Origin of the sequence: Acidaminococcus nyctereutis (genome assembly GCF_052216985.1) — a bacterium.
GTDB classification, from domain to species: Bacteria; Bacillota; Negativicutes; order Acidaminococcales; family Acidaminococcaceae; genus Acidaminococcus; species Acidaminococcus fermentans_A.
This window is the reverse complement of record NZ_JBQOUY010000018.1, coordinates 1-16,587: the sequence shown is the minus strand read 5'-3', so window position 1 is coordinate 16,587 and position 16,587 is coordinate 1. Positions and strand designations below refer to the sequence as shown.

The 16,587-nt window shown below is 50.9% G+C and carries 6 protein-coding genes and 1 other annotated feature; of the genes, 4 read left to right on the top strand and 2 right to left on the bottom strand.

Annotated elements, in window-relative coordinates; genetic code table 11:
* The first annotated feature begins 544 nt into the window (after positions 1 to 544).
* Both ACTUHY_RS09020 and ACTUHY_RS09015 read left to right on the top strand, forming a co-directional pair.
* The gene (locus ACTUHY_RS09020) at positions 545 to 6,748 is read left to right on the top strand and encodes an ESPR-type extended signal peptide-containing protein (protein ID WP_442827468.1); all 6,204 of its coding nucleotides are present in this window, start codon (positions 545 to 547) and stop codon (positions 6,746 to 6,748) included.
* Between the two features lie 375 nt (positions 6,749 to 7,123).
* Positions 7,124 to 8,074 (top strand): hypothetical protein, encoded by a 951-nt coding sequence (locus ACTUHY_RS09015; protein WP_442827467.1) that lies wholly within the window; start codon positions 7,124 to 7,126, stop codon positions 8,072 to 8,074.
* A gap of 121 nt (positions 8,075 to 8,195) precedes the next feature.
* On the opposite strand, the gene ACTUHY_RS09010 is transcribed toward ACTUHY_RS09015, so the two are convergent.
* Positions 8,196 to 9,581, bottom strand: coding sequence for an NCS2 family permease (locus tag ACTUHY_RS09010; RefSeq protein WP_442827466.1), 1,386 nt, complete (start codon positions 9,579 to 9,581; stop codon positions 8,196 to 8,198).
* Positions 9,582 to 9,686: 105 nt separating this feature from the next.
* Between ACTUHY_RS09010 and pcrA the strand changes: the two genes are divergently transcribed.
* Together pcrA and ligA are read left to right on the top strand one after the other, a co-directional pair.
* Positions 9,687 to 11,939 (top strand): DNA helicase PcrA, encoded by a 2,253-nt coding sequence (gene pcrA, locus ACTUHY_RS09005; protein ID WP_442827465.1) that lies wholly within the window; start codon positions 9,687 to 9,689, stop codon positions 11,937 to 11,939.
* A gap of 12 nt (positions 11,940 to 11,951) precedes the next feature.
* A complete protein-coding gene (gene ligA, locus ACTUHY_RS09000; protein WP_442827464.1) occupies positions 11,952 to 13,979 on the top strand; it encodes an NAD-dependent DNA ligase LigA in 2,028 nt (675 codons plus the stop codon).
* 76 nt (positions 13,980 to 14,055) lie between these two features.
* On the opposite strand, the gene ACTUHY_RS08995 is transcribed toward ligA, so the two are convergent.
* Positions 14,056 to 15,729: a carbon starvation CstA family protein gene (locus ACTUHY_RS08995; protein WP_442827463.1), complete on the bottom strand. Its 1,674-nt coding sequence runs from the start codon at positions 15,727 to 15,729 to the stop codon at positions 14,056 to 14,058.
* 454 nt (positions 15,730 to 16,183) lie between these two features.
* Positions 16,184 to 16,442 (top strand) — a binding site (T-box leader).
* Positions 16,443 to 16,587: the final 145 nt, after the last annotated feature.

Genomic DNA, 16,587 nt, shown 5'->3' with positions numbered 1-16,587 from the left:
CGTCTGACTTCTGAAAGGCCCGTCAGGGCCGGTCTGACTTCTTTATTAAGAGCCAGTCTGAAATCTTATAGCATGAGCTGTTTTCCATAAAAAAGAACCCGCCAGCCGCGGGTTCTTTCCATAGCTAGATGATTTGGGCTAATACCGATGAGTGCAACGGTGATCGCATGATTGTAGTTTCAGATTACGATTTAAAATGAATAAACATACACGAATAAAATAAAGCAGCAAAAACATAGATTCAAAAATACACCAAAGTCCATAATTATATAAATAAAATATAATTATGTATTTTGGTGTATTTTTATCTTGTAAAAAATAACCAAGAACTACTATATATAGTGGGGAATATACAAAAATAGACCAAAATGTATAAATATATAGACGTATAACTAGATAAAAAACAATATAAAAATATAGGAAAATGTATTGTTAAGTAGAAATAAGAATGATAGAATAAGGCAAAACAAATTTATGAAATGACAAAATTAATTCAAAGATTTTGCCGCATAAATGAATATTTTTTCAAAAGGAGGCGATTAGATTGAATAGGATTTACAAGGTTATATTCAATCGCGCAAAAGGGCAGTACCAGGTTGTTTCAGAATTAGCAAAAAATGGTGGGAAAGCGTCAGGTAATTCTTTATTAAGAACTATTATTAAATCCGGGAGGATACTGACCAGAACTGTGTTAACAGCTATGTTCGTATTTGGAAGTGTGCATTATGTTAACGCTGAAGTTGTCCATGACGGCGATCTTTTGAATGCCGGAACGAACATCTCTGTAACGAAAGACGACACAACGAAGACAATCACAATATCCACGGATGGGGTCGCAACCAGTGCAGAAGTGGATGCAGTAAAAGCTGATGTACAAAATAACCAAACCGCCATTACTGCTAATACGGACAAAATTGCGGATAACAGCACAGAGATTGCTAATAATAAGGCTGGAATCAGCCAAAATTCCAATGAAATCCAGCAAAACAAGACGGATATTGCAGCGAATAAAAATGCAATTACAATCAATACAGGAAAAATCAACAATAATACGGCCGATATTACAGAGCTAAAGAATGTGAATTCGGCGTTGGGCTTGGATAAAACAAAACCGGGAATGAAGTATTTCCGTGCCAATTCCACAGGAGAGGACGCGGCAGCTGCGGGTAAAGATGCTGTTGCCATCGGTGTCAGTGCAAAAGCGAATGGCAAAGATTCTATGGCTCTGGGCGATGCTGCTCGTTCTGCTTCATCTGCTGAAAACAGTATTGCCATTGGCCGAAAAGCTGTCAGCGGATCTTTTAACGGTATGACGGCTGATGGCGACAGTTCTACTGTGGTTATAGGCGGAGGCAAAGCAAGCATATCCATCGGTGATACAGCCAATGCTCGGGGAAACTCTTCGATTGCCCTGGGGGATGGAGCGACGGTCTATAATGACGGGACCAACGCTCAGCTCAACAATAATAGTATGGCAATTGGAACGAAGGCCAGCACGGTCGCTTCGAATCATGCAATTGCGATGGGCAACAGTGCTGCTGTGACGAAAAACAGTCATAGTGCTGTAGCAATGGGAGACAGCGCAAAGGCTGAGGCAGAAGAAGCAATGGCACTAGGTAAAAGTGCGGCTGCTTCTGGAGCTGCCAGCATTGCGGTTGGAACGGAGGCAGCAGCCAGTGGAGCAGATGCCCTGGCTATGGGGAAGAGTGCGCAGGCCAGTGGGGCAGATGCCGTAGCTATTGGGAATGGAGCCGCTGCTGGGAGCAGTGCTTCTGTGGTTTTGGGTAAAGATGCCAGTGCCAATGCCGTCCGGTCTGTGGTACTTGGCCCGAATGCAGGGGTAGGTATGGTAGGGGATGTATTAGGGGCCAAAGGCTCCCATGTGGTCATTGGCGATGGTGCCGGCAACAATATTGACGGACAGCAGAATATTGCAATTGGCTATAAAACGGGAAATGATGTCAAAAGCGATCATAATGTAGCCATTGGTTCTGAAGCTGGAACTAACATCGGGGCTGGTGGAAATACATCGGAAGGGAAAAATGTTTCTATCGGCTATCATGCGAACAAAAATGATGCGGCCGTTTCTCGGATCCAATCTACAGCATTGGGCAGCGAGACAAAGGCTGCCGATGACGCTGTAGCCGTAGGCTATCAGGCCCAAGCGAATGGAAATGGATCTACGGCAGTTGGGTTTAACGCCCAGGCAGCAGATGCAGCCAGTGTGGCTTTGGGGCAGGGGGCAAAAGCTTCAGAAGGCAATGTTGCCATCGGCAATGATTCCGTAGCGAATGCCACTATGATCAGTGGAACCGGATATCTGACGGGACAGGCGGCCCCTAAGACGGCTGTTTCAGTCGGCAATGCCTCGGCTTTGCGCCGCATCACCAATGTTGCTGATGGGGCACTGGATCAGGATGCCGTTACCGTGGCACAGCTCAAAAAATCAATCGACGCCACGGTAGCTCAGGTCAATGCGAATGTTTCTTCGGCAACGGCAAGTGGAGTATATTATGATACGGTCACTTCTGGAGAGGGAGACAGTATTACCCTTCGCAATCCTGCGAATAAGGGAACGAAAATCCACAATGTCGCTGCAGGGACACTGGGGACTGATGCAGCGAATGTCGCTCAGGTCAATGAGATCGTCGATGTGGCAAAAACACATTATTACTCTGTAAAATCTACCAATCTGAATAATTATGATAACGATTTGGCCACCGGGGAAGACTCTATGGCAGCTGGCGTGAGCGCCAAAGCGTTAGGGGACAGGAGTGTTGCACTGGGGAATAATACGGAAGCGCAGAGCCTTGGCAGTATCACAGTGGGAGCCGGCTATGAAGATCCGGATAACCCAGGCAGCCTGAAACAGACGTTAGCCATCAGCGGGTATCAATATAACACGGCAATCGGGGCTGGCGCTCAAGCAGCCGGAAATCATTCTCTGGCGATAGGGACTTTGGCAACCTCCTCTATAAAAAATGGCGGGAGCAGCGTAGATAAAGCTGTGGCCATTGGCTATTCTGCTGGGGTTTCTGATGACAAAGCCATCGCCATCGGCAGCGATGCCAAGAGCAACAGCAAAAGTGCTTCCGCTATTGGGGATACGGCTCAGGCACTGGCAGAAAATGCTCTCGCAGTGGGGACAATGGCACAGGCAGAAGGTGTTTCTTCTGGGGCAATCGGCACCAAAAACCGGGTCACGGGAGCAAATACCTATGTTTTGGGCAGCCAGAACAGTACGGCTCCCACAGGTACAGCTGCTGATGTAAGTGCTTCGAATTCGGGGATCTTTGGGAATGAAAACCGAATGGAAGGGGACAGCAATCGCATTGTCGGGAATCAAAACGTACTGAAAATGGAATCCCTTTCCAATAATCCTGCCAACCCGAAAACCTTTGGTAATATTTTTGTAACGGGCAATCAGAATATGGTGACCGGAGATCCGGATACAAGTACAGCAGGCGATGCGGGCAGTGTGTCTGATATTACTATTACCGGTTCGAAAAACACCATCCGAGCCAAAAATCAGAAAAACAAGGATTTGACGGATATCCAAATCATTGGCAACCAGAATACCCTTGATGCCACGGCTCAGAATACGGATTTGTCCAATACCCAGATCTTGGGCAGCCATGTAACAGCCACTTTGGGGAATTCCGTCTATCTGGGCAGCAACTCTGCTTATGTTGCATCAGGAGCCACTACGAAAGGGAAGGATGCTTACAGCAGCAACGGAACCTATCAATACGCTGGGGGGACCCCTGCTGGGATTGTAACGGTGGGCTCCGTGGGGAAAGAACGGCGCATCCAGAACGTTGCGGCCGGTCTGGTCAGCGCAAAGAGTACGGATGCTGTGAATGGAAGCCAGCTTTACACCATGACGCGGCCTCTGCGGTTTGCTGGAGATAATTCAACCATTGGCAATACTTCGGAAGCAGATGTCAATGTACTCCATCGCGGTTCTGATCAGGCCATGTCCCTTTTGGGCGGTGCTGACAGCAACAATTTAAGTGATAATAATATCGGGGTGGTTGCCAATTCAGCCAATAATACGATGACTGTAAAATTGGCAAAAGATGTGACTGGGCTGAACAGTATTACATCGAAAACTGTAAACGCTGAGACGGTAAAAGCCGGCGATACCACTGTCAATAATCAGGGAGTGACCATAACTGGCGGACCTTCTGTGACTAAGGAAGGAATCAATGCGAACGGCACGAAAATTACCAACGTAGCTGCTGGTACAGCGGATACAGATGCTGTCAACGTCAGTCAGTTGACGAAACAGTCTGCTGATTTAACGGAAAAAGGGTTCGGATTAAAGGATCAGGATGGAAATATCGTCCACAAATCTCTGGGCGAGGATATTGAAGTTACCGGGGACGGCAAAAATATTTCTACGAAAGTGGAAAACGGAACGATGAAAGTGGTCCTGAACGATGATTTGAATGTAACCAGTGTAACTACCGCCGATACGAACGGAAATAAGACCGTGACCCAGGGAAGTGGCATGACCATCACGGATAAAGATGGGAATGAGACAACGATTGGTGCTGGCGGTATTACGATTACCCCGAAAAATCCGGCACCAGGGACTTCTCCAGTTTCTTTGACAGAAAAAGGGCTGGATAATGGCGGCAACCAGATTCACAATGTGGCTGCTGGCACTGCTGGGACGGATGCAGTGAATGTCAGCCAGCTGAAAGATGAAATTGCCAAGAATGCCACCAAACTGGTAGACGGAAAAAATACGACAGTTACCGGCACCGGCACAACGGAAGATCCCTACAAGGTCAATGTCAATGACAATCTGAATCTGGGTGAAAAAGGCGAAAATGGAATAGACGGGTCCATCGGTGTGGCAGGCAAAGATGGCTCAGCTGTTACCATCAATGGGAAAGATGGCTCTATCGGAATGAATGGAAAAGACGGGAAAGATGGGCTTACCATGAAATCTGCGAAGGGTCAGGACGGCGTGGATGGTTCCAATGGTGCCAATGGTATGACCCGTATTGTTTACGAAGATGATGGGCATGTCACCCATGAAGTTGCCACATTAGATGATGGACTGAAGTTTGCGGGGAATACAGGATCTGTGGCCAAAAAACTGAACAGCACCATGACCATCAAAGGGAATGGTACGAAAGCGGACGCAGAATATGATGCCTCCAACATCAAGACTGTAGTGGATGCAAATGGAGATTTGGTCATTGGATTGGACAAGAATCTGAAAGCAGATACGGTTACCGTGGGCGGCCAGGGCAAAGATGGCGCTGATGGCATCAATGGGGCTATCGGTGTGAAAGGTGCCGATGGCAAAGATGGGGTTACCATTTCTTCTATAGGCAAAGACGGAACCAATGGTACCGATGGTCATATTGGCATCAATGGCAAGGATGGTGCTTCTGCGGACATCCATGTTGTAAAAGGTGTGAATGGAGTAGACGGCACGGATGGCTATAATGGCTCAGATGGTATTGATCGGATCGTCTATGAAGATCACAATGGGAATACCCAGACGGTCGCCACTATGAACGACGGAATGAAATATGGCGGCGACGTAGGGAATGTAATCAGTAAAAAACTCAATGGGCAAGTGAATGTAGTTGGGGGCATTACGGATTCTTCTAAACTGTCAACGGAAGACAATATCGGAGTGGTATCTGATGGCAGTGATAACCTGAAAGTGCGGCTTTCAAAAGATTTGAAAGGACTGGATTCGGTTACTACGAAGACTGTTACAGCAGACACTGGGAATATCACGACGGTAAATGCCAGCACTGTCAACGTTGGAGACACCACCATAACCACGGGAGGCATGACCATCCAAAATGGTTCCTCAGGTCAGGATGTTACGCTCAATAAAGATGGGCTGAATAATGGTGGGAATAAGATCACCAATGTAGCTCCTGGAGATATTTCATCGACCAGTACGGATGCTGTAAATGGAAGCCAGCTGTACCGTGCGGAAAACCGGATCAGTCGGTTGGGAGATCGGGTGAATCGTGTTGGGGCAGGTGCGGCAGCTCTGGCAGGGTTGCACCCACTGGATTTCGATCCAGATGACAAATGGGATTTTGCTGCAGGGTATGGAAATTATAAAGATGCTCATGCAGTCGCTATCGGAGCATATTATCGTCCTAATGAAGATACGATGTTCAGTGTGGGTGGTTCCTTTAGCGGAGGCGAAAATATGGTGAATGTAGGAGTCAGTTGGAAATTTGGACAAAAAAACCATATCTCTCGCTCCAGAGTGTCCATGGCCAAGGACATGTTGGCCATGAAAAACCAAATCGAAACACTCACGAAAAAATTAGCTGCTTATGAATCAGGCCAACCTGCTAAGGCAATCCCTGCGTCTGCTCACAGCATGAACTTCCCTGACGTACCAGAGAACCATTGGGCTTACCAATATGTGAAAACATTGGCCGAAAAAGGCTACTTGGAGGGATATCCGGATGGAGAATTTAAGGGAGACCGTTCTATGACTCGCTATGAGTATGCTGCGATTATCTACCGAGCTTTACAGAATGGGGCACCTTCTGATGGAAATATGGCCCGGTCGGTGGATGAATTTGGCCCTGAACTGGTCAAAGTTCAAAATATTGATCGGTTCCGTGTGGATCGTATTTCTGGTAAGGATAATGACCGTCATAAGGTAGAACGTGTCCGTATCAATGATAAGGACGATAAAAACAGAGGTGATTTCCGGGATGTGTATGGATCCCATATCCAGAAATCATAAAGGCATGTAGGATAAGTTATGAAATTGGGGCAATGCTTGATTTCGTTGCCCCAATTCGCTATTCAATTGTATCTCTAATGGACTCTACTTAAAGTGTATAAATTTATTTCTAAATAAAAAATTTGTAGATATACCATTGCTTATGTAATAAAAATAGTGGGACTTTATGGATGGGCATATCCATATTCTCCCACTGTTTCTGATTTAAACGACTGAATGAGAATGGCTTAGGATGGATACAGAAAACAACTCTTAGTGGTAAAAATATAGAGAAAAATATTATTGAGTGAAGCAATCATGGAATTCTCTAGTGAATGTTCTTCTGGGCAGAATCATCAGAAGGAGATATAGAGGTCTACATTATCGGAGGTTGCTATGACAGAAGAAGAACGAGTGAAAAAATGGAGTCAAGGAATTTCTGAAATGGATGAGCTGTCCATGGACGAGAAGAAAACAGTCTGTCATCAGGCAGCGGTGCAGATGGTAATTTTATGGGGCGCTATAGAGATAGTCGTTGTAGGCTTCCTCATATGGGCGGCATCCCAGTATCCGGAAATTATACCCGGTTTCAACCGCATAACTGATCTGGTGAACAGCAACTTTGAACATAGCGGAATACGGGCTAAGCGCATAGGAGCTATCATAGTCAGCCTGCCTGCTCTTCTTCCTCTAATCGCAGCGGTGTCGATTCCTATGATCGCAGTTTTTGCCGGATGCAGAAAGCACTTGGTCAGAAGGGCCGCGGGGAAGCTGTCTCATCAATGGCGCATGGAAACAGATTTGAAAATGACACGGGGGATTACCTTTGCGGATGTGAAACAGGGAATAGAGCTTTTACAGGATGATAAGATCCAGTATTTGGTTGTATCGCCTGAGAAGATACCAAAGGAATTATTGAAGAATGTGTATTGGATGTTCAATGAAATACTATATGTTTCGGCAAATACTTTTTCTCATGACGTGGTGGAATACATAGAGGATAATCAAAAGAATTGGCATCCTGGGGAAATGGCTGTCGAGGCGGAGAAAATATATATTATTTTTGAAGCTTTCATTCCTGGAAAAGAAGTGCTGCTTGCCAATGAGTATGTTACGGATGCTTCGACGTTAGATGAGGAATGCAGAATAGATGGATTGTTCCAGACCGATATTGCCGCGCTTCTTTCTGCTGATAATGGAAAATACTTTACAAATGAAGAATTGCTGATGAAGATCCATAACCAGATAGCTGGGAAAAATTTGGGCAATCATATATTTTTTGAGGGGCTGGAAAGATGTAACCCGTTAGAGGGGGGTTCTTGTTACTGCGTTTTGCTTGGATCATAAGGGGAAATAGATACGGTACAGGCCCGAAGGGCTGGTCTGACTCCTTATCAAGGTCTGGCCTGACGTTTTCCACTAGCCAGTGACCAGGGCAAAAAAAAAGACCGCCGGAGCGGTCTTTTTTTTACAATAGCACATATTTCAGTACGAACAGCACGGCCAGGACGTACATCAGGCCGCTGATCTTGTTTTTGTGTCCGGTGAGGACGTTGAGGATCACGTAGGTGATGACACCGAAAGAGATCCCTTCAGAGATGCTGTAGGCGAAGGGCATGGCGATGATGGCGATGTAAGCCGGGATGGCTTCACTCAGGTCGCTCATGTTGATCTTGGTCACGGCGGAGAACATCAGGAATCCTACGATGACCAGGGCCGGAGCCGTGGCAAAAGCGGGGATGGCCATGAAGAAGGGGGAGAAGAACAGCGAGAGCAGGAACAGCACGGCTACAGTGATGGCAGTGAGCCCGGTGCGGCCTCCTTCTGAGACACCGGCGGCGCTTTCTACGAAGGTGGTGACGGTGCTGGTCCCCAGGAGGGCCCCGGTGCAGGTGGCGCAGGCATCGGCCATCAGAGCTCCTTTGATATGGGGCAGGTGGCCTTCTTCATCCAGCATGTCGCTTTTGGCGGCGACCCCGATGAGGGTGCCCAGGGTATCAAAGGTATCCACGAACAGGAAGGCGAAGATGACGGCGAAGAAGTTCAGGCTCAGCACATGGGAGAAGTCCAGCTTCAGGAATAGGGGAACCGGGCTGATGGGGGCAAAGGAAGCCAGGCCGCCGGACAGGTTGGGGAATACGCTGAAGGTCCCCAGTTCCGGATTGGGCACGTACAGGCCAGTGGCTTCACAGATCATGCCCAGGATCCAGGTACCCAGGATGCCGAAAAGGATATTTCCCCGGACATTTTTGATGATCAGGAAGGACGTGAACAGGATCCCCAGCATGGCGATGAGCACGGTGATCCCCACGCTGTGGAAGGTACCGTCGGCCATGGCCTTGGTGAAGGAATACAGGGACACCTTCGTAGCCGGGTTGGCAACGATGATCCGGGCGTTCAGCAGGCCGATGAACGCGATGAAGAGTCCGATCCCTACAGAGATCGCCTGCTTCAGGGTCATGGGAATGGCGTTGAAGATGGCTTCCCGGATGGAGGTCAGGGACAGGATGATGAAGACGATCCCTTCGAGGAAGACGGCGGACAGGGCCATTTCCCAGGAATTCCCCATCTGGAGGCACACGGTGTAGGCAAAGTAGGCGTTGAGTCCCATGCCCGGCGCCAGAGCGAAGGGATAGTTGGCAAAAGCGGCCATGAAGAAGGTGCCCAGGGCAGAAGCAATGGCGGTGACGGTGAGCAGGGCCCCTTTATCCATCCCGGTGGCGCTAAGGATGGAGGGATTCACGATCAGGATGTAGGCCATGGTCATGAAGGTGGTGATCCCGGCGATGATTTCCGTCCGCATGGTGGTGTGGTTTTCCTTTAGGTGGAAAACCCGTTCGCAGAATTGTTCCATGATAACTTCCTTCCTTTCAGTCTTTTAAAGGATTCTTCTATTATAGCAAAAAAAGGCTGAATCTGTTAGAATATTAGGGAAGAAAACGAAAGAATCGAGGAAAAAATGAGAGACCTTTTAGCTTCATTGAACGAACAGCAGGCTGAGGCAGTCCGTCAGATTGCCGGGCCTATTTTAATTTTGGCTGGGGCCGGCAGTGGCAAGACCAAGGCACTGACCACCAAGATCGCCTATCTTCTGGAAAAAGGGGTGAAACCCTGGAACATCCTGGCCATCACCTTCACCAACAAAGCGGCCAAGGAAATGCGCCAGCGGGTAGATGCCCTGGTGGGACCCTCTGCCAAAGATGTGTGGCTGTACACTTTCCATGGGTTCTGCAACCAGTTGCTGCGCCGGGAAATCGGCCATCTGCCCGGGTATACCACGGCTTTTTCCATCTACGACCCGTCCGACTGCAAAAATGTGCTGAAGGAAGCCCTGAAGAAACTGAACCTGGATGAGAAATTCTATCCTCTGCCCGGTCTCATGACCACCATCTCCAATGCCAAGAATGCCCAGGTGGATGCGGCGGAATTTGCCCGGCAGGCGGATGATTTCCATGCCCGGAAGGTGGCGGAGATCTATGGGGAATACCAGAAACACTTGGTCCAGAGCAATGCGGTGGATTTCGACGATCTGCTGCTGCTGACGGTGAAGCTGCTCCAGACGGTGCCGGAAGTGCGGGCGAAGTACCAGAACAAATTCCATTACGTACTCATCGACGAATACCAGGACACCAACCATGTCCAGTATCTCCTGGCCAAGCTCCTTTCTGCGCCGGAAAACAACCTGTGTGCCGTGGGGGATATCGACCAGAGCATCTACGGCTGGCGGGGTGCGGATATCAGCAATATCCTGGATTTCGAAAAGGACTATCCCCAAGCCCGGATCTACAAACTGGAACAAAACTACCGGTCCACCCAGGTAATCTTGGATGCGGCCAATGAGGTGATCAAGCACAATGCGGCCCGCCGGCCCAAGAACCTGTGGACGGAGAACGGCAACGGCCAGCCCATTGCTTATTATCAGGCCCGGGATGACCGGGAAGAAGCAGAATTCGTGGTGGGACAGATCCGGAAGCTCCAGCAGGAAGGCACGAAGCTGGGGGATATGGCCATCCTGTACCGGACCAATGCCCAGAGCCGGATGTTCGAAGAGAACCTGATCAACAACGGCATCCCTTATGTGATGGTGGGGAGCTTGAAATTCTATGATCGGAAAGAAGTGAAGGATACCCTGAGCTACCTCCGGTTCCTGGCCAATGAACGGGATATCCAGGGGCTGGAACGGATCATCAACGAACCCAAGCGGGGCATCGGGGCAGCTACTGTGGCCAAGGTGAGGGGGCTCCTGGAAGAAAGCGGCATGCCCTTGCCGGAAGTGCTCCGGACCGTCCAGGCCCAGGAAGTGCTGGGCCGTTCCCTGGGGAAGATCCAGGCCTTCAGCCAGATGATGGAAGAACTGGCTCGGGTGAAGGACACCCTGCCGGTGAAGGACCTGATGGAACAGGTGCTGGAAAAGACCGGCTATCTGGAAGCCCTGCGGCTGGAAGGTTCGGACCAATCCAAGAGCCGTCTGGACAACCTGAACGAATTCCTCCGGATCGCCGATGAATTTGCCAAGGACCCGGGAGAGGAGAACAACAAGACCCTGGAAGATTTCCTGAACCATGTTGCCCTGGTAGCGGACATCGATGACGCCAAGCTGACCCAGGATTCCGTCACCCTCATGACTCTCCATTCTGCCAAGGGACTGGAATTCCCGGTGGTGTTCATCGGAGGCATGGAGGACGGGCTGTTCCCCAGCCAGCGGAGCCTGGAGGACGAGGACAAGCTGGAAGAGGAGCGGCGGCTGTGCTACGTGGGGATCACCCGGGCCAAGAAACGGCTGTACCTGACCAGCTGCCGGAATCGGATGGTCTACGGCCATGTGGTCATGTATCCGCCTTCCCGGTTCTTGGAAGAGATTCCCCGGAACTTGATCGAAAATGTGGCGGTGCGCCGAAGCACCTATGGGGGCTATGGGGGATACCGAGGCCAGAACCCGGCGGCTGCACCCCATGCCAGCCTGCGGAACATTGCCCGGAAGCGGGGGGGCAGCATCTTGGATACTCCATCTCCCCAAAGCCGGTTTGTGCCGGCAGGGGACAGTGTGCCGGAATTCCATCCCGGTGACAAATGCCGGCACAAGAAATTCGGAGTAGGGACCATCATCGAGGCCCGTCCTGACGGCAGTGAGGGGCAGTTGGTGACGGTGGCTTTCCCGGGCAGCGGCATCAAGCAGCTGGCCACCAAGTATAAGATCCTGCAGAAAATCTGAGGGGGTAAGGCCATGAGTGAAATGACGAAAGAGGCGGCGGCAGCCCGGATCGATGAGCTGCGGGCCGTCATGAAGAAAAATTCCTATCTGTATTATGTCCAGGACAATCCCCTGATCACCGATGCGGAATACGATGCCATGATGCGGGAGCTGAAGGAGCTGGAAGCCCAGTATCCGGAACTGGTGACACCGGATTCTCCCAGCCAGCATGTGGGGGGCTATGCTAAGCCGGGCTTTACGGAAGTGAAGCATATGACGCCTCTTTTGAGCCTGGCCAACGCCTTTTCTCCGGAAGAGATGGAAGAATTCGACCGGCGGGTCCATGAAGGGCTGCCGGCGGGCACCAAAGTCCAGTATGTGGTGGAGCCCAAGATCGATGGACTGGCCTGCAGCATCATCTATGAGAACGGCCGGTTCGTCCGGGCGGCTACCCGAGGTGATGGGGTGGTGGGAGAAAATGTCACGGAAAACGTCCGGACCATCGCCAATATCCCCAAAGTGCTGAAGCCCATTCCCGGCATGGAGATCCCGGAGCTTTTGGATGTGCGGGGGGAAGTATATATGCCTCGGCAGGCCTTTGTGAAGCTCAATGAGGAACGGCAGGAAGCTGGAGAACAGGAATTCGCCAACTGCCGGAATGCAGCGGCGGGCTCTCTGCGGCAGCTGGATCCTCGGGTGACGGCCAAACGGTCCCTGGCTTTCTTTGCCTACGGCATCGGGGTGGGGGCCGGGAACCTGCCCACCCACAATGCTTCCATGGATATGCTCCAGCAGTACGGCTTCACCACGACGGAAGGCCGGGCCCTGGTGGATACCATCCAGGAGGCCAATGAACTGATCAAGAAGCACGGGGAACGCCGGGCTCTTTTGGGCTACGATACGGACGGCGTGGTGGTGAAGGTGAACGACGTGTGGCAGCAGGATATCTTAGGGGCCACCGGCAAGGATCCTCGCTGGGCCATGGCTTATAAATTCCCTCCAGAACAGGCGGAGACACTCCTGGAAGACATCGTAATCCAGGTGGGGCGGACCGGGGTGCTGACCCCCACGGCGGTGCTCCAGCCGGTACGTCTTTCCGGAAGCACTATCAGCCGGGCCACTCTCCACAATGAGGACTTCATCCGGGAGAAGGATATCCGGATCGGGGATCATGTGATCATCAACAAAGCTGCGGAAATCATCCCGGAAGTGCTCCGGGTGGTGCCGGAAAAACGGACCGGAGAAGAAAAGGTGTTCCACATGCCGGAAACATGTCCGGAGTGCGGCTGGAAGGTGGAACGGAAGGAAGGGGAGGCGGCCTGGCGCTGCACCAATCCCCACTGCCCGGCCCTGGGACGGGAAGGGCTGATCCATTTCACCAGCCGGGATGCCATGAACATCGACGGCTGCGGACCCAGCGTGCTGGCCCAGCTGACGGCGGCAGGGCTGGTGAAGGATCCGGGAGATCTGTACCTTTTGACCCGGGAGCAGGTCCAGCAGCTGGACAGGATGGGCCCAAAAAGTGCGGACAACCTGATCAATGCCATTGAGGGCAGCAAGAGCCAGAGCCTGGATAAGCTGCTCTTTGCCTTGGGGATCCGCCATGTAGGGGCCAAAGTGGCCCGGACTTTGGCGCTGAAATACGGTACCATGGACAAGCTCATGGCGGCCGATCAGGAAGAATTGGCCCAGATCCCGGATATCGGGCCGGTGATTGCGGAAAGCGTGGTGACCTGGTTCGGAGAGCCTATGAACCAGGCCTATGTGGAACGGCTGAAGGAACTAGGGCTCAATATGGAGATGACGGCTGGACAGGCCCAGGATGAGAATCATCCTTTCTATGGGAAGACCATGGTGTTCACCGGCACCCTGCCTACTTTGGACCGGGCTACGGCCCAGACCATGGCCCAGGATGTAGGGGCTAAAGTCACCAGCAGCGTCAGTAAAAAGACCGACTACGTAGTGGCCGGCGCCGACCCCGGGAGCAAGTACACCAAGGCCCAGAGCCTGGGCGTGACCATCCTGGACGAAGCCGAGTTCCTGCGGATGATGGGGAGATAAAAAGGCTGTTGCTTGCATGTGCAACACCCCCTTTTGGAGTGATGAAAAAAGACTGCCCGCGGGGGCAGTCTTTGTGTTATTTGTCAGCGACTTCTACTTTGCCGCTGAATAGTTCTTTGGTGCAGTGACGGACCACGTTGATGGCCAGGTACATCAGGCACAGGGCCACAACCAGCTGGAGTCCTTCTACCATGGGGAAGAAGACACCAGCCATGGCTTTCTTGTAGATGCCATAGATGGACAGGCACAGGGCACTCATGGTCACGAAGAACATGAAGGTCATGGGCACGTAGAGCATCCAGCTCTTCCGGCCGGTCATCTTCAGGAACACAGCCAGGGCAACCAGGCACAGGGCGCTCAGCAGCTGGTTGGCAGCGCCGAACAGCGGCCAGATGTTCATGTAACCGCCCAGGCACAGCAGGTAGCTGGGGATCAGGGTCACGATGGTGGCCACATAAGTGTTGCTCAGGAATTTAGCAGCAGCACCTTGTTCTTTTCCTTCTTCCGGAGCCAGGATTTCCTGGAGCATCATCCGGCCGATACGGGTCACGGCATCGATGGTGGTCATGGCCAGAGCGGATACGCACATGGTCACGATGCAGGTGCTGTAATACTTGGGGATACCGAACATGGTGAAGTATCCGCCGATAGCGCTGCCGAAAATAGCAAACGGAGTGGCTTTGGGCAGCTGGCCGTTGACGGCCACGGAGCAGGCGATGACCAGGGAAACCACACCCAGGGTGGATTCGATCAGCATGGAGCCGTAGCCCACGGGCAGCATGTCTTTTTCGTTAGAAATGGTCTTGGAGGAAGTACCGGAAGAAACCAGGGAATGGAACCCGGATACAGCCCCGCAGGCGATGGTTACGAACAGGATGGGGAACAGAGGCTTGCCGGCCACATCAAAGGAGGTGAAGGCGGGCATGTTGATGGAAGGATTCCCCACGATGATCCCTACGACCCCGGCCAGGATCATCCCCAGCAGCAGGAATACGGACAGATAGTCACGAGGCTGGATCAGCAGCCACATGGGCATGATGGAAGCAGCGAAGCAGTACGCATAGGTCACATACAGCCAGGTGGTACGGGAAGCGTAGATGGGATGGGCAATCCCCAGGCTGACCATGGCGATCATGCAGATGATGCCCAGGATCAGTTCTTTGGCGCCGGTGATGTTGAACCGCCGGGTCACGATCCCGAAGACTACAGCTACCGCGATGTAGATCATAGAAATGGAAGCGGCAGAGGCGTTGGGCCCCATCATTTCGCCGGTCTTGGAGAAACCGTTGAAGGTACTGGCCATAATGTCGGAGAAAGCAGCGATGACCAGCAGAGAGAAGAGCCAGCCGAACATCAGGAACATCTTGCAGCCGGTATGGCCCACATATTTTTCAATCAGGGCACCCATGCCTTTGCCGTCGTTCTTCACGGAAGCATAGAGGGCAGTGAAATCCTGTACAGCCCCGAAGAATACGCCGCCTACAATAATCCATAAGAATGCAGGAACCCACCCGAACATGGCGGCGATAATCGGACCGGTTACAGGGCCGGCACCGGTAATAGAAGAAAACTGATGGGCAAATACCGTGAAACGGGAAGCGGGAGCAAAGTCCTTGTCATCCCGGAAGCGGTAGGCAGGAGTCTTCGCATCCGGTTCAATTCCCCAGGTCTTGACCAGCCAGCGCCCATAAAACATGTACGCACAGACGAAGATTACAATGGCAAGACACACAAGCGTTAATCCGTTCATCATCATCACTCCTTCGAAAAAAATCGACACTTTTGTTTGCAAGTGCCGTCATCAAATCGGATGCTTGTTGATAGTTACGTAATTTACCACTTGTTCACGTTCTTGTCAACGATTTTTTGTATACTTCATACATTATTTTTTCAAAGTGTTAGCCTGCTAAAGAAAGGTTCCCGAATTAACAGAGAATAAGTCCATTTCAGGGATACTTTAACCAAAAAGTCCTCGGATTTTGTCTTTTGTGAATGGAATGATGTCTGGAAAATAGAAAAACAGGACTCCCTTGGATCATCCTGTGTGCAATCCCAAAAAGAAGGGACTGTTTCCTCGTACTAGAGAAAAAATGTGCCATTGTAAACAAAAAATCATAATTTTAGTGGGGAAAAGAAAAAAATAAAAAAGAAGGGTTGCAATCCTGAGGACATCGTGCTATCCTTAAGCCCATCAATCCCATACAAGAAATGCCACGAAGAGAAGGAGTAAGCTGCGGAATCCCTTCAGAGAGTGTCCGGCCGGTGTGAGGACACAGGGAGGATGAAGCCGAACTGGTCTCAGAGCAGCTGCCTGAAAGCCTGTGAGAGGGAAGTAGGGTACGCCGGAAGCCTGACCGTTAGCAGACAGGAGGATATCGGCCGCTGGCCCGTATCTGCAAAAGAGCATGCAGCTCAGGCTGCGTGAACAAGAGTGGTACCGCGAAAGTTCCTTTCGTCTCTTTGGAGACGGAGGGATTTTTTTGGTTCTATAATAAATGTTGGGGTCTTGTGGACACTCCTGTTCACAAGACCCCTTGTCTTACGATAAAATAAAGACATATCTAAGCTACATTTCACCTCAACCACCACGAAGAACTGAAAGGAGAAT

Coding starts and splice junctions, on each gene's coding strand:
- ACTUHY_RS09015 (WP_442827467.1), top strand. CDS start 7,124: ATGACAGAAGAAGAACGAGTGAAAAAATGGAGTCAAGGAATTTCTGAA.
- ACTUHY_RS09010 (WP_442827466.1), bottom strand. CDS start 9,581: ATGGAACAATTCTGCGAACGGGTTTTCCACCTAAAGGAAAACCACACC.
- pcrA (WP_442827465.1), top strand. CDS start 9,687: ATGAGAGACCTTTTAGCTTCATTGAACGAACAGCAGGCTGAGGCAGTC.
- ligA (WP_442827464.1), top strand. CDS start 11,952: ATGAGTGAAATGACGAAAGAGGCGGCGGCAGCCCGGATCGATGAGCTG.
- ACTUHY_RS08995 (WP_442827463.1), bottom strand. CDS start 15,729: ATGAACGGATTAACGCTTGTGTGTCTTGCCATTGTAATCTTCGTCTGT.